23 protein-coding genes are annotated in these 22,002 nt (G+C 69.0%); 17 read left to right on the top strand and 6 right to left on the bottom strand.

The features are described 5' to 3' along the window. Positions 1-36: 36 nt before the first annotated feature. The 11 genes from FCG67_RS02500 (at position 37) to FCG67_RS02450 (ending at position 11,390) form a co-directional block, all read left to right on the top strand. Positions 37-1,317, top strand: coding sequence for a 5-(carboxyamino)imidazole ribonucleotide synthase (locus FCG67_RS02500; RefSeq protein ID WP_136906784.1), 1,281 nt, complete (start codon positions 37-39; stop codon positions 1,315-1,317). A gap of 28 nt (positions 1,318-1,345) precedes the next feature. Then, positions 1,346-1,819 carry a 5-(carboxyamino)imidazole ribonucleotide mutase gene (gene purE / locus FCG67_RS02495; RefSeq protein ID WP_246044794.1) on the top strand — a complete coding sequence of 158 codons (474 nt, stop codon included), beginning with the start codon at positions 1,346-1,348 and terminating at the stop codon, positions 1,817-1,819. A gap of 103 nt (positions 1,820-1,922) precedes the next feature. Next, complete coding sequence (locus FCG67_RS02490; protein ID WP_136906780.1) at positions 1,923-3,029, top strand: Rv3169 family protein; 1,107 nt, start codon at positions 1,923-1,925, stop codon at positions 3,027-3,029. 83 nt (positions 3,030-3,112) lie between these two features. Next, positions 3,113-3,787: a TetR family transcriptional regulator gene (locus tag FCG67_RS02485; protein WP_136906778.1), complete on the top strand. Its 675-nt coding sequence runs from the start codon at positions 3,113-3,115 to the stop codon at positions 3,785-3,787. Positions 3,788-3,911: 124 nt separating this feature from the next. Next, entirely contained in the window at positions 3,912-5,072 is a 1,161-nt protein-coding gene (locus tag FCG67_RS02480; RefSeq protein WP_077041003.1) for an acyl-CoA dehydrogenase, read from the top strand. A 68-nt stretch (positions 5,073-5,140) separates the two neighbouring features. After that, entirely contained in the window at positions 5,141-6,331 is a 1,191-nt protein-coding gene (locus FCG67_RS02475) for a sensor histidine kinase (protein WP_136906776.1), read from the top strand. 1 nt (position 6,332) lies between these two features. After that, positions 6,333-7,028 carry a response regulator gene (locus tag FCG67_RS02470; RefSeq protein WP_136906774.1) on the top strand — a complete coding sequence of 232 codons (696 nt, stop codon included), beginning with the start codon at positions 6,333-6,335 and terminating at the stop codon, positions 7,026-7,028. 104 nt (positions 7,029-7,132) lie between these two features. Then, positions 7,133-7,888 carry an ABC transporter ATP-binding protein gene (locus FCG67_RS02465; RefSeq protein WP_136906772.1) on the top strand — a complete coding sequence of 252 codons (756 nt, stop codon included), beginning with the start codon at positions 7,133-7,135 and terminating at the stop codon, positions 7,886-7,888. Further along, a complete protein-coding gene (locus tag FCG67_RS02460; RefSeq protein ID WP_136906770.1) occupies positions 7,882-10,332 on the top strand; it encodes an ABC transporter permease in 2,451 nt (816 codons plus the stop codon). The genes FCG67_RS02465 and FCG67_RS02460 overlap by 7 nt, the downstream gene beginning before the upstream one ends. Positions 10,333-10,428: 96 nt before the next feature. After that, the gene (locus tag FCG67_RS02455) at positions 10,429-10,770 is read left to right on the top strand and encodes a hypothetical protein (protein ID WP_136907176.1); all 342 of its coding nucleotides are present in this window, start codon (positions 10,429-10,431) and stop codon (positions 10,768-10,770) included. A 119-nt stretch (positions 10,771-10,889) separates the two neighbouring features. After that, positions 10,890-11,390 carry a pyridoxamine 5'-phosphate oxidase family protein gene (locus tag FCG67_RS02450; protein WP_246044753.1) on the top strand — a complete coding sequence of 167 codons (501 nt, stop codon included), beginning with the start codon at positions 10,890-10,892 and terminating at the stop codon, positions 11,388-11,390. Here FCG67_RS02450 and FCG67_RS02445 read toward each other — a convergent pair. Beyond that, positions 11,374-12,078 (bottom strand): TIGR03089 family protein, encoded by a 705-nt coding sequence (locus tag FCG67_RS02445; protein ID WP_136906767.1) that lies wholly within the window; start codon positions 12,076-12,078, stop codon positions 11,374-11,376. The genes FCG67_RS02450 and FCG67_RS02445 overlap by 17 nt on opposite strands. A gap of 38 nt (positions 12,079-12,116) precedes the next feature. Further along, the gene (locus FCG67_RS02440) at positions 12,117-13,619 is read right to left on the bottom strand and encodes an LCP family protein (protein WP_136906765.1); all 1,503 of its coding nucleotides are present in this window, start codon (positions 13,617-13,619) and stop codon (positions 12,117-12,119) included. Positions 13,620-13,725: 106 nt separating this feature from the next. Between FCG67_RS02440 and rfbD the strand changes: the two genes are divergently transcribed. From rfbD to FCG67_RS02420, 4 genes are read left to right on the top strand one after another with little or no spacing between them, the layout of a single operon-like run. Beyond that, on the top strand, positions 13,726-14,586 hold the full coding sequence (gene rfbD, locus FCG67_RS02435) for a dTDP-4-dehydrorhamnose reductase (RefSeq protein WP_136906763.1): 861 nt from the start codon (positions 13,726-13,728) through the stop codon (positions 14,584-14,586). Between the two features lie 10 nt (positions 14,587-14,596). Beyond that, a complete protein-coding gene (locus tag FCG67_RS02430) occupies positions 14,597-15,490 on the top strand; it encodes a glycosyltransferase family 2 protein (RefSeq protein ID WP_136906761.1) in 894 nt (297 codons plus the stop codon). 4 nt (positions 15,491-15,494) lie between these two features. Continuing rightward, a complete protein-coding gene (gene manB, locus FCG67_RS02425) occupies positions 15,495-16,574 on the top strand; it encodes a mannose-1-phosphate guanylyltransferase (protein ID WP_425467781.1) in 1,080 nt (359 codons plus the stop codon). 43 nt (positions 16,575-16,617) lie between these two features. Next, positions 16,618-17,403: an SGNH/GDSL hydrolase family protein gene (locus FCG67_RS02420; RefSeq protein WP_136906757.1), complete on the top strand. Its 786-nt coding sequence runs from the start codon at positions 16,618-16,620 to the stop codon at positions 17,401-17,403. Positions 17,404-17,429: 26 nt separating this feature from the next. Here FCG67_RS02420 and FCG67_RS02415 read toward each other — a convergent pair whose 3' ends face one another. The 3 genes from FCG67_RS02415 to cofD are packed head-to-tail and all read right to left on the bottom strand — an operon-like array spanning position 17,430 to position 20,295. Beyond that, positions 17,430-17,984 (bottom strand): NUDIX hydrolase, encoded by a 555-nt coding sequence (locus tag FCG67_RS02415; protein WP_136906755.1) that lies wholly within the window; start codon positions 17,982-17,984, stop codon positions 17,430-17,432. Continuing rightward, positions 17,981-19,324, bottom strand: a complete 1,344-nt coding sequence (locus FCG67_RS02410) for a coenzyme F420-0:L-glutamate ligase (protein WP_136906753.1) — start codon at positions 19,322-19,324, stop codon at positions 17,981-17,983. Before FCG67_RS02410 ends, FCG67_RS02415 begins: the two co-directional genes overlap by 4 nt. Next, complete coding sequence (cofD, locus tag FCG67_RS25135) at positions 19,321-20,295, bottom strand: 2-phospho-L-lactate transferase (protein ID WP_136906751.1); 975 nt, start codon at positions 20,293-20,295, stop codon at positions 19,321-19,323. Before cofD ends, FCG67_RS02410 begins: the two co-directional genes overlap by 4 nt. A 475-nt stretch (positions 20,296-20,770) precedes the next feature. On the opposite strand from cofD, the gene FCG67_RS02400 reads away from it, so the two are divergent. After that, positions 20,771-21,004, top strand: coding sequence for a WhiB family transcriptional regulator (locus tag FCG67_RS02400; protein WP_027500199.1), 234 nt, complete (start codon positions 20,771-20,773; stop codon positions 21,002-21,004). Between the two features lie 29 nt (positions 21,005-21,033). Here the strand turns inward: FCG67_RS02400 and FCG67_RS02395 are convergent, their stop codons facing one another. After that, positions 21,034-21,528: a metallopeptidase family protein gene (locus FCG67_RS02395; RefSeq protein ID WP_077041018.1), complete on the bottom strand. Its 495-nt coding sequence runs from the start codon at positions 21,526-21,528 to the stop codon at positions 21,034-21,036. An 81-nt stretch (positions 21,529-21,609) separates the two neighbouring features. On the opposite strand from FCG67_RS02395, the gene FCG67_RS02390 reads away from it, so the two are divergent. After that, entirely contained in the window at positions 21,610-22,002 is a 393-nt protein-coding gene (locus tag FCG67_RS02390; RefSeq protein WP_077041019.1) for a DUF3499 domain-containing protein, read from the top strand.

Genomic DNA, 22,002 nt, shown 5'->3' with positions numbered 1-22,002 from the left:
CGAACTGACACTCCGATCGTGGGTTCGGAGGCCGTCATGACACCATTGACTGCCGTGAGCGTCGATTCCGGATCCCAGCACCGCCCAAGCACCCCCCGCGGCCCGAATGCCGGATTGCCGGTGGTCGCGATGATCGGCGGCGGGCAGTTGGCCCGGATGACCCATCAGGCCGCCATCGAACTCGGTCAGTGCCTCCGGGTGCTCTCCGGCGGCCCCGACGAGCCGGCGGCCAAGGTGTGTGCGGATGTCGTGATCGGCAGCCACACCGACCTCGACGCGCTCCGGGAGGTCGCGGTCGGGGCCAGCGCCCTGACCTTCGACCACGAGCACGTCCCGACCGAGCACCTCGAAATCCTCGTCGCGGAGGGCGTGAACGTCCAGCCGCCGCCGCAGGCGTTGATCTACGCGCAGGACAAGCTCGCCATGCGGCGCAAGCTCGCGGAGCTGGGCGCGCCCGTGCCCGCGTTCGCGGAGATCACCTGGGCTGGCGACGTCGTGCGCTTCGGGGACGAGCACAACTGGCAGATCGTGATCAAGGCGGTTCGGGGCGGCTACGACGGGCGCGGTGTGTGGATGCCAGCCGATTCGGACGAGGCCGAGGCCATCGTCACCGAGCAGCTCGACAAGGGCGTGGCCCTGATGGTCGAGCAGAAGGTGTCGATGCGGCGTGAGCTGTCCGCGATGGTCGCGCGATCGTCGTTCGGGCAGGGCGCGACCTGGCCGGTCGTGGAGACGGTGCAGCGCGACGGGCAGTGTGCGGTGGTGATCGCCCCCGCGCCCGAGCTGTCCGACTCGCTCGCCATGGAGGCCGAGCAGATGGCGCTGCGCATCTCGTCCGAGCTGGGCGTCGTCGGGTCGATGGCGGTGGAGCTGTTCGAGACCACCGACGGACGGCTGGTGGTGAACGAGCTGGCGATGCGGCCGCACAATTCCGGGCACTGGACCCAGGACGGTGCGCGGACGTCGCAGTTCGAGCAGCACCTGCGGGCGGTGCTCGACTACCCGCTCGGCGACACGGCGCCGATCGCGCCGGTCACCGTGATGGCGAACGTGCTGGGCGCGGAGTCGGCCCCGGAGATGAGCATGGACGAGCGCCTGCACCACCTGTTCGCCCGGATGCCGGACGCGAAGGTGCACCTCTACGACAAGGGCGAGCGGCCGGCCCGCAAGATCGGGCACGTCAACGTTGTCGGCGGCGCGCAGGGCTCGATCGCTGACGAGGCGTACGTCGCGGCGGTACGTGAGCGCGCCGAGCGGGCGGCACACTGGCTCTCGCACGGGGAATGGACCGACGGATGGGATGTGCACGGTGAGTGATTCGAATGGGCCCGTTGTCGGCCTGATCATGGGCAGCGACTCGGACTGGCCGACGATGGAGGCGGCCGCCGAGGCACTCGCCGAGTTCGGGATCCGGTTCGAGGTCGGTGTCGTCTCGGCGCACCGGACGCCGCAGCGGATGCTCGACTACGCCCGTGACGCCGCCGATCGCGGCATCAAGGTGATCATCGCGGGCGCGGGTGGGGCGGCGCACCTGCCGGGCATGGTCGCCTCGGCGACGCCGCTCCCGGTGATCGGCGTGCCCGTGCCGCTCAAGTACCTCGACGGCATGGACTCGCTGCTGTCGATCGTGCAGATGCCCGCGGGCGTGCCGGTCGCGACGGTGTCGATCGGTGGCGCGCGCAACGCCGGGTTGTTGGCGGCGCGGATCCTCGGCGCCTCGGACCCCGCGCTGCGTGCGGCGATGGAGACGTTCCAGGCCGGACTCGAGGCGATGGTGCTGGAGAAGGACGCGGCGCTGCGCGCGAAGCTGCTCGACTGACGCTGGTTCTGCCAATCGGCTGACCGGAGCGGATCTCCCGGGGTTAAATGGCGTCGTCCGGATTACGTTTGACGCTGTAACGAATCCCTCAGGGAGTGTCCTCATGCCTGCGCCGCTTGACGAATACCCGATCCATCAGACGCCGCTCTCGATGGCCCGGGTCGCCTCCAGTGACAAGAACTTCTACGACCGGTCCTATTTCAACGCGATCGACACCAAGGGCGAGCTGTTCCTGGTGAGCGGCTTCGGTGCGTACCCGAACCTCGGTGTCACCGACGCGTTCGCCACCATCCGCAAGGGTGAGAGGCAGTGGGCGGTCAAGTTCTCCGACGCGCTCGAGGAGCGGTCGTTGGATCTCGCCGTCGGCGGGTATCGAATCGAGGTGCTCGAGCCGCTGCGCAGGCTGCGGATGGTCTGCGAGGGCGACGGCGAGGGCGGACTCGGGTTCGACCTCACGTGGGAGGGTTCCGGCCCCGCGATCTCGGAGCAGCCGCACCTGTTGATGAGCAAGTTCCGGCCGACCCTGGACGCGAGCCGTTTCGCACAGACCGGCACGTGGACCGGTGTGCTGTCGGTCGACGGCGAGGACGTCGTGGTGAGCCCGGATCGGTGGATCGGCAGCCGGGATCGGTCCTGGGGCATCCGTCCGGTCGGCGACGGGGACCCGGCCGGCAGGCTCGCCGACGAGCCGTCCGAGGGCTTCTGGTGGATGTACGTGCCGCTGCGGTTCGACGAGTTCTCGATCATCGTGATCCTGCAGGAGAACCCCGACGGCTACCGGACGCTGAACGATGCGACCCGGGTCTGGAACGACGGCCGGATCGAGCAGCTCGGCTGGCCGCGCTACGACATCAAGTATCACCCCGGTACCCGCAGGCCGTTCGCGGCGACGCTGCACCTGACCGCCTCCGACGGCAGCCCGCTGACCGTCGAGGTGACCCCGCGCGACGGTCTCGCGCTGCATGTCGGTGCGGGATACGGCGGTGACCCGGAGTGGACACACGGGCAATGGCGCGGCCGCAACTGGAGCTCCCGGTCGGTGTACGACCTCACCGACCCCGCGATCGCGGCGCGAATTCCGTACGGCGTCAACGAGTATCCGGCCAGCGTCACCTGCAACGGTGTTCCCGGTGCTGGCATGTTCGAGCACGCGAGCATGGGCAGGCACGATCCGACCGGCTTCGCGGACTGGGGTTCGGTGGCCCCCTAGGCCGCTCCGCGGCCCGTGCGCGGTTGACGGGTGCAGGGACTCGTCAACCGCGCACGGGCGGCGCAGCCGCCTACGCTGTGCTCATGCCCGACGACACTGACCGCTTCCGTCTCCACGTGGTGTCGGAGGCGTTGCGGCTCTTCTCCGAGAAGGGCTACGAGGCGACCAGCGTCGACGAGATAGCCGAGGCGGCAGGCATCTCGCGTCGCACCTTCTTCCGGCAGTTCCGCTCCAAGGAAGACGTGGTGTTCGCCGACCACGAGATCCTGCTCGCCCAGGCGCAGGAGCATCTCGCCGCCGATCATGACGACCCGTGGGACGCGGTCTGCGACGCCGCGATGATCGTTTTCGAACGGTTCTCGCAGTGGAACGACATGGCGACCCGGCGCTACGCGGTGGTGCACGAGGTGCCCGCGCTACGCGACCGGGAGATCGTCACCGGATTCCGGTACGAGCGATTGTTCGTCGACTACCTGCGCCGCGCGCTGCCCGGCGAGCCGGACCTGTCGATGGTGCAGTTCTCCGCCTCGGTGACCGCCACCCACAACTACCTGCTGCGCCGGATGGTGCGCGACGGCGCCCGGACCACCTCCGAGGACCTGCGTGCGGCGTTGGCCGATATCCGCCGCGGGGTCGGCCGACACGATGCCTCGGCGACCGACGGGGACGGCGAGATGGTGGTGGCGGTGTTCCCGCGCGGCACCGCGCCGCGCCGGGTGGCGGAGCTGCTGCGACGCAGGCTCGAGGAGGACGAGTAGGGGAGTTGGCACTCGGTGCCGCAGTGTGGCACGTCTTACCGGCTACTTGCCGGGTAGGTGCGGTATGATGGCCCGTGAATGGCACTGAGTGCCGCGCCCCGAGACTTCCACGAGGAGCAACCAGATGGCTGGCAACCCCGACTTCGACCTGTTCAAGCTCGCCGACGAGCACGATGAGCTGCGGGCCGCGATCCGCGCGCTGTCGGAGAAGGAGATCGCGCCCTACGCGAAGGATGTCGACGAGAACTCCCGGTTCCCCGAGGAGGCGCTCAAGGCGCTCGTCAACTCCGGCTTCAATGCGATCCACGTCCCCGAGGCCTATGACGGCCAGGGCGCCGATTCCGTGGCCACCTGCATCGTGATCGAGGAGGTGGCCCGCGTCTGCGGCTCGTCCTCGCTGATCCCCGCCGTCAACAAGCTCGGCACCATGGGCCTGATCCTCAACGGCTCGGAGGAGCTCAAGCAGCAGGTCCTCCCGTCGCTCGCCTCGGGCGAGGCGATGGCCTCCTACGCGCTCTCCGAGCGTGAGGCGGGCTCCGACGCCGCCAGCATGCGCACCCGCGCGAAGGCCGACGGCGATGACTGGATCCTCAACGGCTCCAAGTGTTGGATCACCAACGGCGGCAAGTCGACCTGGTACACCGTCATGGCCGTCACGGACCCCGACAAGGGCGCCAACGGCATCTCCTCCTTCATGGTGCACAAGGACGACGAGGGCTTCGTCGTCGGCCCGAAGGAGAAGAAGCTCGGTATCAAGGGCTCGCCAACCGCGGAGCTGTACTTCGAGAACTGCCGCATTCCCGGCGACCGCATCATCGGCGCGCCCGGCACCGGCTTCAAGACCGCCCTGCAGACCCTGGACCACACCCGCCCGACCATCGGCGCCCAGGCCGTCGGCCTGGCGCAGGGCGCGCTCGACGCGGCCCTCGCGTACACCAAGGACCGCAAGCAGTTCGGCAAGTCGATCTCCGACTTCCAGGCCGTGCAGTTCATGCTCGCCGACATGGCGATGAAGGTCGAGGCCGCTCGTCTGATGGTCTACACCTCGGCCGCCCGCGCCGAGCGTGGCGAGAAGAACCTCGGGTTCATCTCGGCCGCCGCCAAGTGCTTCGCCTCGGACGTCGCGATGGAGGTCACCACGGACGCCGTGCAGCTGTTCGGTGGCGCCGGCTACACCACCGACTTCCCGGTCGAGCGGATGATGCGCGACGCCAAGATCACCCAGATCTACGAGGGCACCAACCAGATTCAGCGAGTCGTGATGTCGCGCGCCCTGCTCAAGTGAGCTGACGCGTGAGTCGCCTCGTGGCCGGTGAGCTCGCTCACCGGCCACAGGTGTTTACCCTGGGGTCCATGCCCCGATTCCCACTGAGCGAGCGCTGGTACCGCTGGAGCGCCGATCACACCGTCGGGATCGATCGCACCGTCGCGGCGTTCTTCGCGCTCATCGGGGTGGCGGCGTCGGTCGCCGTCGGGTGGGTCGACGTGGTGATCGCGCTGGGACTCACCGTGCCGCTGGCCTGGCGTCGCATCCGGCCGGTCGCGGCCGCCGCCGTTGTCGCGTTCTTCTCGGTGGCGTATCTGATCATCTCGAGTGACCAGACCAACCTCGTCATGCCCGGTATCTGCGTTCCGATCGCGCTGTACGCGCTGGCGGCGTACGGACCGAGGTGGGCGAGCGGATGGGGCCTGGCGGCGGCCATCCTCGGCGTGATCGCGGCGGGCCTCCGGTACTTCGGCGGTGCGGAGTCCACATGGCAGGCCCACGCTTTCCTGATCGCGTTCCTGATCGTGTACGTCACCGCAGTGTGGGCGTTCGGCGACCTGCGCCGGGTGCGTAACCAGGAACTCGAGGGACTCACCGAGCGGGCCCGGCTGCTCGAACTCGAACGCGCGCAGGAGGCGGAGATCGCCGCCATCAACGAGCGCACCCGGATCGCGCGGGAGATGCACGACATCGTCGCGCACTCGCTGACCGTCGTGATCGCCCAGGCCGACGGTGGTCGGTACAGCGCGGCCGCCGATCCCGCCGCGGCGGTCACTGCGCTGGAGACCATCTCCCAGACAGGGCGGCAGGCGCTGACCGACATGCGCGCGCTGCTGTCCGTGCTGCGGGAGGACCGGCCGCGCGAGTACTCCTCGACGCCAGGGGTTTCGGATATCGATACGCTGATCGAGGAGGTCCGCAAGGGCGGCCTCGGAGTGCAGCTCACCACCGACGGGGAGCGACGCGTGCTGTCCACGGGTGCCGAGCTGACCGCGTACCGGATCGTGCAGGAATCGCTGACCAACGTGCTCAAGCACGCGGGTCCCTCGGCCAGTGTCGAGGTCACCGAGCGCTGGACCGACAGTGCGCTGGAGCTGACGGTCATCGACGACGGCAGGGGAGCGTCCGGCGCCCTGGTCGCGCCCTCCGCGGGTGGGCAGGGTGTGCTCGGCATGCGCGAACGGGCCGAGTTGTACGGCGGCAGCTTCGAGGCCGGACCCGCCGCAGGCGGCGGCTATCGGGTGCACACCGCGCTGCCATATTCGAGAGGTGAATGACATGTCCGATGCCACAACGGGTCCGATCCGGATCGCGATCGTCGACGATCAGCAGCTGGTCCGAGCGGGCTTCCGGATGGTGATCGACTCCCAGCCTGACATGAGCGTCGAGGTGGAGGCCTCGGACGGTGAGCAGGCGCTGCGTGAGCTCGCGCGCGTTCCGGTCGACGTGGTCCTGATGGACGTGCAGATGCCGAACCTGGACGGCATCGAGGCCACCCGTCGCCTGACCGCGCTGGAGCACTCGCCGAAGGTGGTGGTGCTCACCACCTTCGACAACGACGAATACGTGGTCGCCGCGATCTCCGCAGGCGCCAGCGGCTTCCTGCTCAAGGACGCGCAGCCGGAGGACCTGCTCGCCGCTCTGCGGACCGTGTACCGGGGGGACGCGGTGATCGCGGCCCGCTCGACCCGCCGGCTGCTCCAGCACGTGGGTCCGATGCTGGCGGGCGCGTCCACGGTGGATCGCCCGCAACTGCCCGACGACCTGACTCCCCGTGAGGTGGAGGTGCTCGAGGCGATGGCGCACGGATTGTCCAACACCGAGATCGCGGAGAAGTTCTTCGTCTCCGAGGCGACCGTGAAGACACACGTGGGCCGGGTGCTGGCGAAGACGGGATCGCGGGACCGGGTGCAGGCGGTGGTGTTCGCGTACCAGACCGGGCTGGTGCAGCCGGAGGATCTTCTGGGCGGGTAGGACCAGGAAGAGGCGTGCGTCCTACCCAGGTATGACGCGGTCACCTCGAGGATCCGTCCGCACGCCGACGCGCCGAGTGGGGTGTCGTTCGTAGCGTCGAGGACATGAATGCACCCACCATCACACGAACCGCCGCGGTCCGCGCCGTCGGCCTGAGCAAGAGCTACGGCGAGGGCGAGGCGGCCGTGCGCGCCCTCGACGGTGTGCACACCGAGTTCCTGGGCGCGGCCTTCACCGCGATCATGGGACCGTCGGGGTCGGGCAAGTCCACGTTGATGCACTGCCTGGCCGGGCTCGACACGGCGACGTCCGGGTTGGTGTACCTCGGGGACACCGAGCTGACCGGGCTGAGCGACCGGGAGCTGACCGAATTGCGCCGTCACCGAATCGGATTCGTGTTCCAGGCCTTCAATCTCCTGCCGGTGCTCACCGCGGAGGAGAACATGCTGCTGCCCATGCGACTGGGAGGAGTGGACCCGGATCCGGAGTGGATGGCGGAGATCGTCGGACGACTGGGTCTCACCGAACGACTCGGACACCTGCCGCACGAGCTGTCCGGTGGCCAGCAGCAGCGCGTCGCGGTCGCGCGGGCCCTGCTGCCCAGGCCCGACGTCATCTTCGCCGACGAGCCGACGGGAAACCTCGATTCACGCTCGGGCACCGAGGTTCTCGAGTTGCTCCGTTCCAGCGTCCGAGAGTTCGGGCAGACGGTCGTGATGGTCACCCACGACCCGGTGGCGGCGTCCTATTCGGACCGGGTGGTGCTGATCGCCGACGGGCGGATCGCCGGCGAGATCGATCGCCCCACGACCGATTCGGTGATCGAGACGATGCGCGAACTCGGGACTCGGGCATGCTGAGGCTCACGCTCGCGCAGGCGCGCGCGCACTTCGGGCGCTACCTGGCCGCGATGCTCGCGGTGCTCATCGCGGTGGCCTTTGTCGTCGCGACCCTGGTGCTCAGTTCCACGGCCACCGCGGGCGTCACCAATTCCCTTGCCGGACAGTATCGGAGCACCGACTATGTGGTCTCCGATCTCGGGGACGGTCTGCAGGCACAGCGGGCCGCGGATGCCGTCCGGTCGGTGCCCGGTGTGCGGGCGGTGACCACCGATGTCTCCACGCCGGTGAAGGTGACGGCGGCGGGGTCGGGCAAATCGTTCGGCGCGGCCACGTCGTTGGCCGCGGATGCGGACCTGCGCTGGCAGAAGCTGGCGGACGGCCGCTTCCCGAGTGCGGCGGGCGAGATCGCGGTCGGCTCGAATTCCGACCTGCCCATCGGAACCCGCGTCGCGGTGACGGCGCTGGGTGAGACCACCGGCCCGGACGCCGGCGAGGCCACCGTCGTGGGCACGGTGGACCTCGACGGCACCGCGCAGCGAATGGACGGCATCTCGGTCTTTGCCACCGCGGCGGACATCGAGGCATGGACCGACGGCCAGGCCTCCAGGGAGATGCGTGTCGCAGGCGGCGACCGCGAGGCCGTCGCCGGTGCGCTCGCACCCGGCGCCGCGGTGATCACCGGTGCCGAGAAGGCCAAGGAGGTCTCGGCGAGGTTCCTCGGTGGCAGTGACATGCTGCGCAACGTGCTGCTTGCGTTCGGAGCGCTCGCGGTGGTGGTGTCCGGACTGGTCATCGCGAACACGTTCGCGGTGCTGCTGGCTGCACGAACCCAGGAGCTGGCGTTGCTCCGCTGCGTCGGCGCGACCAGCGATCAGATTCGCCGCAGCGTCCGCATCGAGTCGCTGGTGGTGGGGCTGGTGGCCTCGGTTGCCGGTCTTGCGGCGGGCGTGGGCTTGGCCTGGGCAGTGACCGAAGTCGCAGGCGCGCTTGATGTTCCCATTCCGCTCGATCACCTCTCCGTCTCGCCTGTTGCGCTCGCGGTCGGCCTGCTGGTCGGAGTCGTCGTCACATACCTGGCGGCGGTCGCGCCCGCGCGGGCGGCTACCGCCGTGTCGCCGCTCGCCGCTCTGACCCCCGCCGAGGCCAAGCCCGAACCCGTGCGGTCGTCGCGGCTGCGACGGATCATCGGCGTGACGGGCCTGATCGTCGGCGCCGCTGTGCTGACCGCCGGCGTGCTGGGCAAGCAGGTACTGGTGGCTGCCGGGGGTGCGCTGGTCTGCTTCGTCGCGGTGGTCCTGCTGTGCAGGTACATCATTCCGCCCGCGGTTGCGGCGTTCGGAAAGGGGCTGGGACGTGTGTCGGGTCCGTTGGGGGAGCTGGCGGCGGGCAACGCGGGCCGCAATCCCCGGCGCACCACAGCCACTGCGACGGCGTTGCTGATCGGCGTCTGTGTGACCGCGACGATGATCGTCGGAATCGCGACCGTCAAGGCCAGCGCCCCGGGCGCGCTCGACGAGCAGTTCCCCATCGATGTCTCGGTGGCAGGCGACCCGGGTTCCGCACTGCCTGCGACGCTGGGCGAGCGGATCGGCGAGGTGGATCGGGTGACCGCGGTCGCGGCGCTCTCGAGCGGCGAGGTGAGCACCGCTGCGGGGAAGGAGTTGACCGTGACCGGGGTCGATCCGGCGGAGGCGGCCATGGCGCTCCGGGTGTCGATCACGCTGCCGAAGCCCGGCCAGATCGCGGTGTCGCCGAAACAGCTCGACGAGCTGGGGGTCCGCGCAGGCGAGCCGATCGACGTCCGGGGCGCAGGCACCACCCGGAGCCTGACGGTGGTGGAAGGGACGGAGGGCCCGCCGCCGCTGATGGTCCGCGGGGACCTGGCAGCGGTGACGGCGAACCCGGCAGTGGATTCGCTGTGGGTCCGCTTCGCGGATGGCCTGACCGACGACGAGATCGCGACCGTACAAAAGGAGGTCACCTCGCTGGCCACCGACAGTGTGCCGACCGCGGAGATCGGCGGGGCGGTGTCCATGCGAGCGGCACTGAACTCGGTCCTGGACACCATGCTGATGATCGTCGTGGGACTGCTGTCGGTGGCGATCCTGATCGCGGTCATCGGGGTGGGTAACACGATGGCGCTGTCGGTGATCGAACGTCGACGCGAGAGCGGTCTGCTGCGGTCGATCGGTGTCACCCGAGCCGGACTGCGAACCCTGCTGATCTACGAGGCGGTCCTGGTGTCGGTGGTCGCGTCGGTGCTCGGAGTGGTGCTCGGGCTTGCCTTCGGGCTGGCGGGTACGGCCTCGGTGTTCGGTGTCGACGACCTGGTGCTGCCCTCGCTGCCCTGGCTGGCGCTGGCGGCGACGGTGTTGGTCGGCGGGATCGCCGGGGTGATCGCGGCGCTGCTGCCGGCGAGGAGCGCCGCGAAGGTGCCGCCCGTCGAGGCAATGGCGGCCTAATCTGGACGGGTGCCCGCGGGACCGAGTTCGCTGCGACGCGAGGCCCGGGCCGGTCGACTTCGGCTGGTCCGGGCCTCGCGGGGCAGCGCGGGGTCGATGGTGGCGACGGTGGCCGCCCTGGCCTATGCGGCAGCGCTGCGTGCTCGGATCGTCTTCGACGAGGAGTTCGACCTGTTCGTCTGCGCCGGGATGCGGTTCGGTTTCGCACGAGGAGGGACCACGATCGGTGGGGCCTACCTGACCGGGCGGAACACCGGCGCCGCGACCCTGCGCCACGAAGCGGTCCACGCCGAGCAGTGGGCCCGGTACGGTCTCGGATTCATTGTCCGCTACCTCATCGAAGAGATTCGGCATCCGATGCACCGCAATCGATTCGAGATCGAGGCCGGGCTGGTCGACGGCGGGTACGTCCGGCGCCCCAAGCGCCGGAGCGGCTAGCGGGGCCTGGTCCCGATCGGTTCCCGCGCGGTAACCGGGTGTCGCCGAAGTGCCTTCTTCCCCTTCGCTTTGCGCCGGCGCATGCTGGTGTCGGTTACGAACCGAGACGGGAGATCGGCATGAAAGTGACGTCGTTTGCGGCGCTCGAGGAAGAATTCGACGCGTTCGTCGGGTCGATCGTCTACGCGACGATGGTCACGGTCGACAGCAAGGGGCGGCCGAGGACACGGGTGCTCATCCCGGTCTGGGAGGTCGTCGACGGGCGTCCGGTCGGCTGGCTGGCCACCTACCGGACCCCGGTCAAAGCCGCTCACCTGCGCGGGAACCCGCACACGAACTTCTCGTACTGGGCGCCAGGCAACAACTCGGTGGCGATCGACACGGTCGCGGAATGGGTCGATGACGGCGACACCACGCGCCGCGTGTGGGACCTCTATCGCCGGACCAGCCCGCGTGGGGCGGGATACGACCTGGGCAACTTCTGGCGGTCGCCCGACGATCCCGATCTACACGTCCTGCGCCTGGATCCCTGGCGAATTCAGGTGATTCGGGGAAGGGATCTGCGCAGCCGTATCTGGACCGCCGATCACGCCGGTGATCGGGTCAGCGTCGGATCGTGATCTTCTCGGTGCCCATCCGCCTGGTCATCGCGTCGTCGGAGGGGCGCGCGACCTGCACCAGCGAGGCGCCGACCGCCAGCACCGCGAGCAGGCCGTCGAGCAGTTCGGTCGTGGTGCCCCACTCGGAACTCGAGAGCACGCGATCCGGGCGGCTGATGGACTGGGCCGCGGCGGAGGCCGTCGCCGCGGTGAGCACCTCGGCGATCGACATGCCGTCGAGTGCCGACGATGCTCCGGCGTCGGGCCGGAACTGGTCGCCGTGCACGCGAACCGAGGTGGCGTAGTCGGTGACGCCGACCGGGAGCCCCTCGGCGGGGCGACCGAACGCGTCGAGCGAGAGCACCGCGACCTCGGGCACGTCCTCGACCTCGGCGAGCCGGTCCGCCGCGACCAGCGCGAGCTCCGCGTCGTCCGCGGACGACAACAGCACCTCGGCCCCGGCCCACCAGCACCCGAGCAACACGGCGGCGCTCTGCCAGTGCGCGGGGAGCAGCACGCAGATCCGGGCGCCCGGTAGCAGGCCGAACTCGTCGCGAATCAGGTTGGCGGTCTTGGCGGCCCAATTGGCGAGGGTGAGTGCGGACAGTTCGATCCGCTCACCGCTGACGTCGTCGTAGTAGGTGATGCGCGGGCCGGCCGGGTCCTGCTGCAGGATCGGATCGAGAAGGGCCGCAGTCAGGTTGGGCACGGATGTGTTCGGGTCGGGCACTTCCGCCGCCGTTCTCGCTAGTTGACGCACCGCGGGCCCTTGCTTCCGGCGTCGATCGCCGGTCCTGGTGGCGCGGGGGTGGGGCTGGTGCCCATGTCGACGATATCCGAGGTGGGCCCCGACGCGGAGTCGGAGTCGGAACCGGGACCGGTGTAGTCGGCGGCGATCAGGACCTTCACGGCGCCCGCGGACAGCGAACTGTCGCCGACGATCGTCAGGCCGCCGAGCGCGGCAGCGACGGCCTTCGCCGCGTCGGAGTCGGGGTCGGCCGCGAGGACGCGGCTCGTGCTCACCGCGGTGCCGGTGTTGTTCCCGACCTCGCCCTGCAGGTAGCCCTGCTCGGTCAGCGCCTCGGACACCCGGGACGCGAGACCACCGATCCCGCTGTCATTGGACACGTCGACGGTGACCTTCGAGGTGTCGATCGACGGCGGCTCGCTGGTGCCGGTGGCTTCATTGTCACTGTCGTTCTCGCCCACCAGGCCGGCGACGTAGGTGCGGACGGCCTTCGGGTCCACCTGCACGATCGACTCGCCGTAGTCGGTCATCGCGTTGAGGTCGACGACCGGGATGGTCTGGAACTTGACCTCCCCGCCCGCGAGGCCCTGCAGCTGCCGAGCGAAATCGATGATGTCCCAGTCGTCGTCGAGGACCACCGAACGCTGCACCGCGGAGGTCAGCTGCGCGAGCTTGCCGGGATTGCTCAGCGTCTTGGCATTGAGGACCTCGTGTACCAGCGACGCCATGAAGACCTGCTGGCGGACGATGCGGTCGAGGTCGCCGCGCGGGAGATCGTGCCGCTGCCGGACGAAGGACAGTGCGTTCGAACCGCTGAGGGTCTGTTCGCCCGCTGGGAACTTGGCACCGGACATCCACTCGTCGACCGGGTTGTTCAGGCACACGTCGACGCCGCCCACGGCATCGGTGAGCAGGACGAATCCCAGCAGTCCCACCTCCCCGTAGTGGTCGACGGTGATGCCGGTGAGGTTGGCGACCGACTTGATGAGGGCCTCGCGGCCGGCCTGGGTCGCGGCCTTGTCGGCCTCGTCCTCGGACTCGCCCTCGTCGAGCAACCGTTGCCGCTCGGTGGCCCGGGTGGCCCCGAAGGCCGCGTTGATCTTCGAACGGCCGATGCCAGGCACCTCGACGTACGAATCGCGTGGGATCGAGACGGCCGTCGCCGAGCTGCCGTCGGTCGGCACCCGGATGAGCACGATGGTGTCGGTGTTGTCGGCCTCCGCCTCGCCCGCCCTGAGCGAGGCCAGTTCGTCGGCAGAGAGCGGATTGCCGTGCGCGTCGGTGCGACTGTCGGTACCGACCATGAGGATGTCGACCGCGCCGTCCTTGCCGCCGTCGCCCAGCTCCAATCGCGCGGTTGCGAGGTTCGACGCGAGGGCATCGATGCTGCGCCACGCGAATCCGGTGATGAGGAGGACGAGGACCGACGCGGCCGCGACGGCTATCTGGCCCCGACCGAAGGCGGTACGCCTCGCCGTCGGAGCTTCCTCGTTGTCCGGCACCTGATGCCCCCTAACTCTGCATGTGGTTCACCCCGACCGGGGTCCAGGCTACTGGTGGGGACGCGTGGTTCCGGTGTCCCAGGACCGGCGTGCCAGACTTTCCTTTGTGAGAAAGATCCTTGTGACCGGGGCCGGTGGCCAGCTCGGCACGCAGTTGCTGCGTCGCGGTACCGCGGCCGGTCTCGACGTTGTCGGATTCGGGTCCAGAGACCTGGACATCACCGATGGTGAGGCGGTCGACGGGCTCGTCGAGCCCGGCACCGTCGTCATCAACTGCGCCGCATACACCGCGGTCGATGCGGCCGAATCCGACGAGCAGGCTGCCGAGCGGGTGAATGTGCTCGGACCGCGGAATCTGGCGTCGGCGACCGCGCGTGTCGGCGCCCGCCTCATCCATGTGTCGACGGACTACGTGTTCGCCGGCGACGCGGACCGCCCATACGAGACAGATTCCGCGACCGGGCCACGCACCGCATACGGTCGGACGAAGCTCGAGGGCGAGCGCGCGGTGCTCGCCGCGGACCCGAACGCCCTCGTGGTGCGGACCGCGTGGGTCTACACCGGTGTTGGCGCGGATTTCGTGGCCACGATGCTGCGCCTGGAACGTGAACGCGACACGGTCGACGTGGTCGACGACCAGATCGGGTCGCCGACCTACGCGGGCGACCTGGCCGACGGCTTGTTGCAGCTGGCCGGTTCGAGTGCCGTGCCGGGCGGGGTGCTGCACGCGACGAACGCAGGCCAGGCGAGCTGGTTCGACCTCGCCAGGGCGGTGTTCGCGGGGGTCGGTGCAGATCGGGAGAGGGTCCGCCCGTGCACCAGTGCCCAGTTCGTGCGGCCCGCGCCGCGGCCGGCGTACTCGGTGCTGTCGGAGACGTCCTGGGTGGACGCCGGCCTGACCCCGTTGCGGCCGTGGCAGGAGGCGCTGAGGGCGGCCCTGGCGCAGTTGCCGCCGGCCAGCGACTAGGGTTGCCGGCGTGAGTTCGCAGCTGGCCGTGGTGACGGTGACCTATTCGCCGGGCAAGCATCTTCAGAGTTTCCTGGACACCCTCGAGGGAGCCACGACGTTGCCGACCCAGGTCATCATGGCCGACAACGGGTCGACAGACGGTGCTCCCGAGGCCGCCCTCGAACAGAATTCCAATGTGAGCCTGCTGCGCACGGGCGGGAACATCGGCTACGGCGGCGCCATCAACCGCGCGGTGGCCGAGTTGGACCCCGATGTGGAGTTCGTGGTGATCGCCAATCCCGATCTTCGCTGGGGCGCCGGCTCCCTCGATGTGCTTCTCGAAGCGGCGCAGCGTTGGCCGCGCGCGGGTGCACTCGGTCCCATGGTGCTCGAACCGGACGGCAGCGTGTACCCGTCGGCGCGGCAGGTTCCCGGGCTCGTCTCGGGCGCAGGCCACGCCCTTCTCGGCACCGTCTGGCCGTCCAATCCGTGGACCCAGCGGTACCGCCAGGAGAACGAGCAGGTATCCGAGCGCCCCGTGGGGTGGCTCTCCGGGTCCTGCCTGCTGGTGCGTCGCGCCGCCTTCGACTCGATCGACGGGTTCGACTCCCGGTACTTCATGTACATGGAGGACGTCGACTTCGGCGATCGCCTCGGCCGCGCCGGCTGGCACAACGTTTTCGTGCCCTCGGCCGAGGTGACCCACGCCAAGGGACATGCGGCAGGGCGGCATCCCGAGTTGATGCTGCCGGCACATCACCAGAGTGCCTACCGCTTCCAGGCCGATCGGCATCCGCATTGGTGGCAGGCGCCGCTTCGGTGGGCGCTGCGCGGCGGTCTCGCGGTGCGGTCGAAGGTGGCGGTCGCGGCGGCGGTACGGAACAGGGCGAAGAACGAGGGGACTGCAGACGATGGTGAATGACCAAGTGACGAGCGAACCGAACGTGGACGCTGTGGTTCTCGTCGGCGGTAAGGGCACCAGGCTGCGGCCGCTGACGCTCTCCGCGCCGAAGCCCATGCTGCCGACGGCGGGCCTGCCCTTCCTACAGCATCTGCTGGCGCGCATCGGCGCGGCCGGGATCAAGCACGTCGTGCTCGGCACCTCGTTCAAGGCCGAGGTCTTCGAGGACTACTTCGGCGACGGGTCGTCGATGGGTCTGGAGATCGAGTACGTCACCGAGACCGAGCCGCTCGGCACCGGTGGCGGTATCCGGAACGTGCTGCCCAAGCTCAGGGCCGACAACGTGATCGTCTTCAACGGCGACGTGCTCGGCGGCACCGACCTGCGGGCCGTGCTGGATACGCACCGCACCACCGAGGCGGACGTGACGATGCACCTGGTCCGGGTGGGGGATCCGCGGGCCTTCGGTTGCGTGCCGACCGACGACGACGGCCGCGTCACGGACTTCCTCGAGAAGACCCAGGATCCGCCGACCGACCAGATCAACGCCGGTTGCTACGTCTTCAGGCGCGAGATCATCGAGAAGATCCCGGCCGGGCGTCCGGTCTCGGTGGAGCGCGAGGTCTTCCCCGGGCTGTTGGCCGAGGGTCGACGCGTCTTCGGGCATGTCGACGCGGCGTACTGGCGCGACATGGGCACCCCGGAGGACTTCGTCCGTGGATCCGCGGATCTGGTGCGCGGCATCGCGCCCTCGCCCGCGCTCGAGGGCCCGCGGGGAGAGTCGCTGGTGCACCCGGGCGCAGGCATCGCGCCCGGCGCGGTGCTGATCGGCGGCACCGTGGTCGGACGCGGCGCCGAGATCGGCGCGGGGGCACGGCTCGACGGTGCGGTCGTCTTCGACGGCGCGGTCATCGAGGCGGGCGCGACGGTGGAGCGGTCGATCGTCGGATTCGGTGCTCGGATCGGTCCGCGGGCACTGGTGCGCGATGCGGTGATCGGGGACGGCGCTGACGTCGGTGCCCGCTGCGAACTGCTGCGCGGCGCGCGGGTGTGGCCGGGTGTGGCCCTGCCCGACGGCGGGGTTCGGTTCTCCACCGACGTGTAGCCCGTGCGGGTGTGACCTGGCCCATTCTGGCAAAATCTATGCGATGAATTCGCCGGAACCTGTCTTCAATCGTTACGTCGCCCTCGGGGATTCGTTCACGGAGGGGGTCGGCGATCACGATCCGGCGCGGCCGAACGGGCTGCGGGGCTGGGCGGATCGCGTCGCCGAGCAGCTCGCGGGCAAGAGCGAGGGCTTCCGGTACGCCAACCTCGCGGTCCGCGGAAAGCTGTTGGGGCAGATCATCGACGACCAGGTCGATCAGGCGCTCGCCCTTGGTCCGGATCTGGTCACGATCTACGGCGGTGGGAACGACCTGATGCGTCCGTCGGTGGACATCGACGCGATGGTGGACCGCTACGACGAGGCGATCGGCAAGCTCACCGCGAGCGGGGCGACAGTGGCGTTGTGGACGGCATACGACGCCGGATGGTCGGCCGTGTTCGGCAAGATCCGCGGTCGCATCGCGATCTACAACGAGCTGGTCCGCGAGGTCGCGGAACGGCACGGTGCGGTGGTGGTCGATTTCTGGCGGTTCGACGGCTATGACGACGAACGGATGTGGGACTGGGACCGCCTGCACATGTCGACCGCCGGGCATCAGCGGATGGCGGTCGAGACCCTCGACACGCTGGGTGTCAGCCATGACCTGGAGGCCCCCGATCTGGGTCCGGCGCCGGTCCTGAGCAAGGCCGAGCGGCGTCGGGTGAACTACATCTGGACCAAGGACTTCGTCGGTCCGTGGATCGGGCGCCGGCTGACCGGAAAGTCCTCGGGCGACACCGTGGCGGCGAGACGTCCTGTGCTGGAATCGATCTCTGCGGAGGGCTGAGGGCGCCGCCACCAGCCGGCGCCCTTCTAGGTGGAGCGCAGCCGGGCCAACTGCACCAAGTGATCGATGGTCTCCCGCTCGGCGGTCTCCGGCAGCGCATCGACCGGCCACCATCGCAGATCGGTCGACTCGTCGCTGACGACGATCGGTGCGTCGTTCGCCGCCCAGACGACGAACCTCAGATCGAGATGCCGCGTCGGCCGGCCGAGCGAGCAGGTGATCGGGTGCGTGTGCGCGGAGAGCAGGATCGGGTCGATCCGCAGGCCCTCGATGCCGGACTCCTCGGTGGCCTCCCGCAGTGCCGCGCCGACGACAGTCTCGTCCGTTTCCTCGCAGTGGCCGCCGAGCTGGATCCAGCGTCCAACCCTGGGATGCAGGGTCAGCAGCACCTGCTGCCGGTCCTCGCTCAGAACCAGGGACGACGCGGTGATGTGGCCGGGGGCATGCTCACGCAGGCAGCCAAGCGGCGCCGAGTCGAGGAACGCGAGCATGGTGTGCCGCAACGACTCGTCGGCAGCGTTCGGTGTCTGCCAGCCCAGCAACGCCTCGCGTGCCGAACGGTGCAGGGACTGAGCACTCACATCTCCACCAGCAGGTCTCCGGGCTCGCTCGGCACGCGTGGCGCGAGAGGCTCGAGAGGATGGCCGACCGCGATGGCGCCGAGGGCCTGCCAGTCCGCACGCAAGCCGAGTTCGGCCCGCACGAGGTCCGCCGCGAAAATGGTCGACCCGATCCAGCAGCTGCCGATTCCCTTGGTGGCCAACGACACCAGCAGTCCCTGAACGGCGGCGCCGGCCGCGACGGTGAACATCGTCTGTTCGGCCCTGGTCCTGGCCTCGTCGGGGTAGCGGTGCGCGCCCTCGGGCACACAGAAGGGGATCACCAGTTCCGGCGCCTCGAACAGGATGTTGCCCCGGTCGAGCCGCGCGTTGATCTTCTCCAGGCTCAGCCCGTCCTCGGTGAGATCCGAGCGCCACTGCTCCCGCATCGCGTTCAGCAATCGCCTGCGGGTGGCGGCCGTGCGGATCCACACGAAGCGCACAGGGCGGGTGTGGTGCGGTGCCGGCGCCGTCAGGGCCTCCGCGATCGCGTCCCGAAGGGACTGCGGATCAATCGATTCGGTGGAGAACTCGCGCACCGAGCGACGCAGCAGCAGGGCTTCGTTGCGGCCCCGCTCCAGTGCCTCGTTGGAGCCGAGCCAGAACAGGTCTTCCTCGCCCGGCCGCACCAGATCCCGCGCCACCGAACCGTCATCGTCGAACTCGAACCCGCGGACCACGGCGATCGGCACGCTACCGACCTTGCCCTTCACCAGATCGCCCGCCGCCGCGAGCTCGTCCGCGACCGCCACTTCCGTGACGTAGAGCTCGTTGCCCTGGGCATCGACCGATCCAGCGTAGCCGTGCAGCACGGGCAGTCCGGACGCGCCGATCGCGGCGTCCGTCTGGCCGACCCGCCACGCCCGCCCCATGGTGTCGGTGATGACTACGGCGACGCTCACGCCCAGCAGTTCGGCCAACCGTTGACGCAACCGCCTGGCGCTCGCATCGGGGTCTTCCGGCAGCAGCGCCAGTTCCGCCGGGTCCACATTCGATCCGTCGATGCCCGACGCGGCCTGGATGATCCCCAGCCTGTTCTCGGTGATCAGGGTGCGGCCCCTGCGGGCGACGACCCGGACGGCTTCCTGGTCCACCAGGCGTCGGCGAACGGCATCGCGTTCGTCGGGATCGGTGGGGGAGGCCACGATTCGGCCCTCGACCTTGGAGACGACCTTGCTAGTGACGACCAGCACGTCGCCGTCCACCAGCCACGGCGCCTGAGCCGCGATCGCAGCGGCCAGGTCATCACCCGGCCGGAATTCGGGAAGTCCTGGCACTGGGCGGACCTCGATGGAACCGCCGGCCCCGTGATCGCCGTTCACACCGTGACCCCGGCCAGGCGCAGCGCGGCCCGCGCCATCTCGGCCGTCGTCTCCGGGTCTGTCATCAGCAGCGGGACCGCCTCGACCTGCACTCCGGGAACCTGCGCGGTGTCGGTCTCGTGGACGAGCCAGCCGTCCAGGATTCCGGTCTCCGAGCGGGCGCCGTAGTAGCGTCCGATCGCCTCGGCGGTGGTCTCCACGCCGATCACCTCCAGGCATTCGTCGGCCATGCCGCGCAACGGCTTTCCGTCGATGACGGGGGACAGGCCGACGACCTTTGCCTTGCCGGTTCGCAACGCGCCCCGGATTCCGGGCACCGCGAGAACGGCGCCGACGCTGACCACCGGGTTGGAGGGTGCCAGGAGCACCACGTCCGCGTTCTCGATCGCGTCGATGACGCCGGGTGCAGGCGTGGCCTTGTCGGCACCGACGTGCACGAAGCTGTGCGTCGGAACCTGAGCGCGGTGGCGGACCCACCATTCCTGGAAGTGGATCGCCCGCTGCTCGTCGTCGGCCGGATCGGTGATGACCACATGGGTTTCGCTGCGGTCATCGGTCACCGGGAGCAGTCGCACCCCGGGTTGCCAGCGATTGCACAGCGCCTCGGTGACCGCCGACAGTGGATAACCGGTGCGCAGCATCTGGGTCCGGATGAGGTGTGTGGCGATGTCGCGGTCGCCGAGGCCGAACCAATCCGGCTTCGCGCCGTACGCCGCGAGTTCCTCTTTTGCGTTCCAGGTTTCGCCGACGTGACCCCAACCCCGCTCGGGGTCGATGCCGCCGCCGAGCGTGTACATACATGTGTCCAGGTCGGGGCAGATGCGCAGGCCGTGCATCCAGACGTCGTCTCCGACGTTCACGACCGCGGTGATCTCGTGTGCGCCCGCGGCATCTGATTCTCCGAGCAGGCTCCGCACACCTTGAAGGAAACGGGCTCCACCGACGCCGCCGACCAATACTGTGACTCTCACAGCTCAAGAGCCTAGGCGTCCTGCACTGGTGCAGCCGACTTGCACCAGTCGATCGGTGACAGCCGGTGCGACACGCTGGTGACGCGCACGAATGCGTCGTCGAGGCGATTCCGTCGTGTGTGGTGGTAAGGGGAATTGCCCAACAGCTTGACCCCAGCGCTCGGTGCCGTGTCTAATCACAGGTATGTCATTCCACCTTCGCCACCCGAGATCAGTTGTGGCGAACCTTGATTCGAACGTTCGTTCGGAGTGGATGACATTGTCGGGGAACGAAAGTGACCGGAATTTTCTGCGCAATCCAAGGTGAGGAGGCGGAACGATGCCCAACCAGTACGAGGGATCACGACTTCTGAGCGCGCTTGATTACGAACCGCAGACCGATTTCACAGCGAATGCAGTGGAGGGTGTTGGCGAACTTTTGGGGGAGAGGGAGCCGGTACGGCCTCAGCTGAGCCTGGTCACCGGATTTGATGAGATGTTCGAGAACATCGAAGATCAGTGGCAGGAGCGCGCCCTGTGCGCTCAGACCGATCCCGAGGCGTTCTTCCCCGAGAAGGGTGGCTCGACCCGCGAGGCCAAGCGAATCTGCCTCGGTTGCGAGGTTCGCGACGAGTGCCTCGAGTACGCGCTCTCCAATGACGAGCGCTTCGGAATCTGGGGGGGTCTCTCGGAGCGCGAGCGTCGTCGGCTCAAGCGAGGGATCATCTAGAGCCGGATCATTCAGGGCTCAAGCACTTTTCAGTCCTCGGGGTCTTCACCGAGCTCCGGGTCGATCACTTCAGGGTCGACTCCGAGGTAGGTGGCGACCTGCCGGACCAGAACCTCGTTCAGCAGATCGACGAGGTCTTCCTGACGCTTGGCGCGCAATTCGAGAGGCCGGCGGAACAGGACCAGTCGCGCTCTCGTGGCGGCGCCGTGCCGGTCCACGCCCGCCGGTACCAGTCGCGAGAGCGGCACAGGTCCCTCCGCCACCACCTCCGGCGGCCAGGTGACCGAATCGGGGTCGAGCGCGCGGATCTTCGGCACCTCGTCGACGGCGATGTCGAGCTTGGTGATCCGATCGTGCCAGCGGGCGTCGATCGGGGCGAACGCCTCCAGGACCAGCATGTCGAACTTCTCGGCCCGACTGCGCCACGCGGGCACACTCGCCGGGAGCACCGGTCCGCGGATGCCGCGTCCCCGCCGAGCGGCCGATCGGGAGGTCAAGGGTCGTCCGTGTCGGGCTCTGCGCATGAAGGTCAATCCTACCGACACCCATCGGCTTCCGGTGTGTCCGAGTAGGAGCCTGCGGGTCTGCCAGCTACCCTCATCTGCGTGAGAGCACTGCGTCGATGCTGCCGGCCTGGGTGTAAGAACCCCGCCGTTGCGACGCTGACGTATGTCTATTCGGACTCGACGGCAGTGGTCGGTCCGCTCGCCACCGTCGACGAGCCCCATTCCTGGGATCTGTGCGAGACGCACGCTTCCCGGATCACCGCGCCGAAGGGCTGGGAGTTGGTCCGCTACGAGGGCGGCTTCTCCACCAGCACCCCGGACGAGGACGACCTCACGGCCCTCGCCGAGGCCGTCCGCGAGGCGGGCATGCCCGAGCGTGCATCCGTCGATTCCGCGGCGTCGGGTTCGGTGGAAACCGCGCACGCGCCTGCCCCGGCCCCGCGCACCGGTCGTCGCGGCCATCTGCGGGTTCTGCCCGATCCCACGAACTGA

The sequence above is a fragment of the Rhodococcus oryzae genome (genome assembly GCF_005049235.1).
Lineage (GTDB): Bacteria > Actinomycetota > Actinomycetes > Mycobacteriales > Mycobacteriaceae > Rhodococcus_G > Rhodococcus_G oryzae.
Note: the sequence above shows the minus strand (reverse complement) of the source record. Positions and strands in the feature narration are given on the sequence as shown.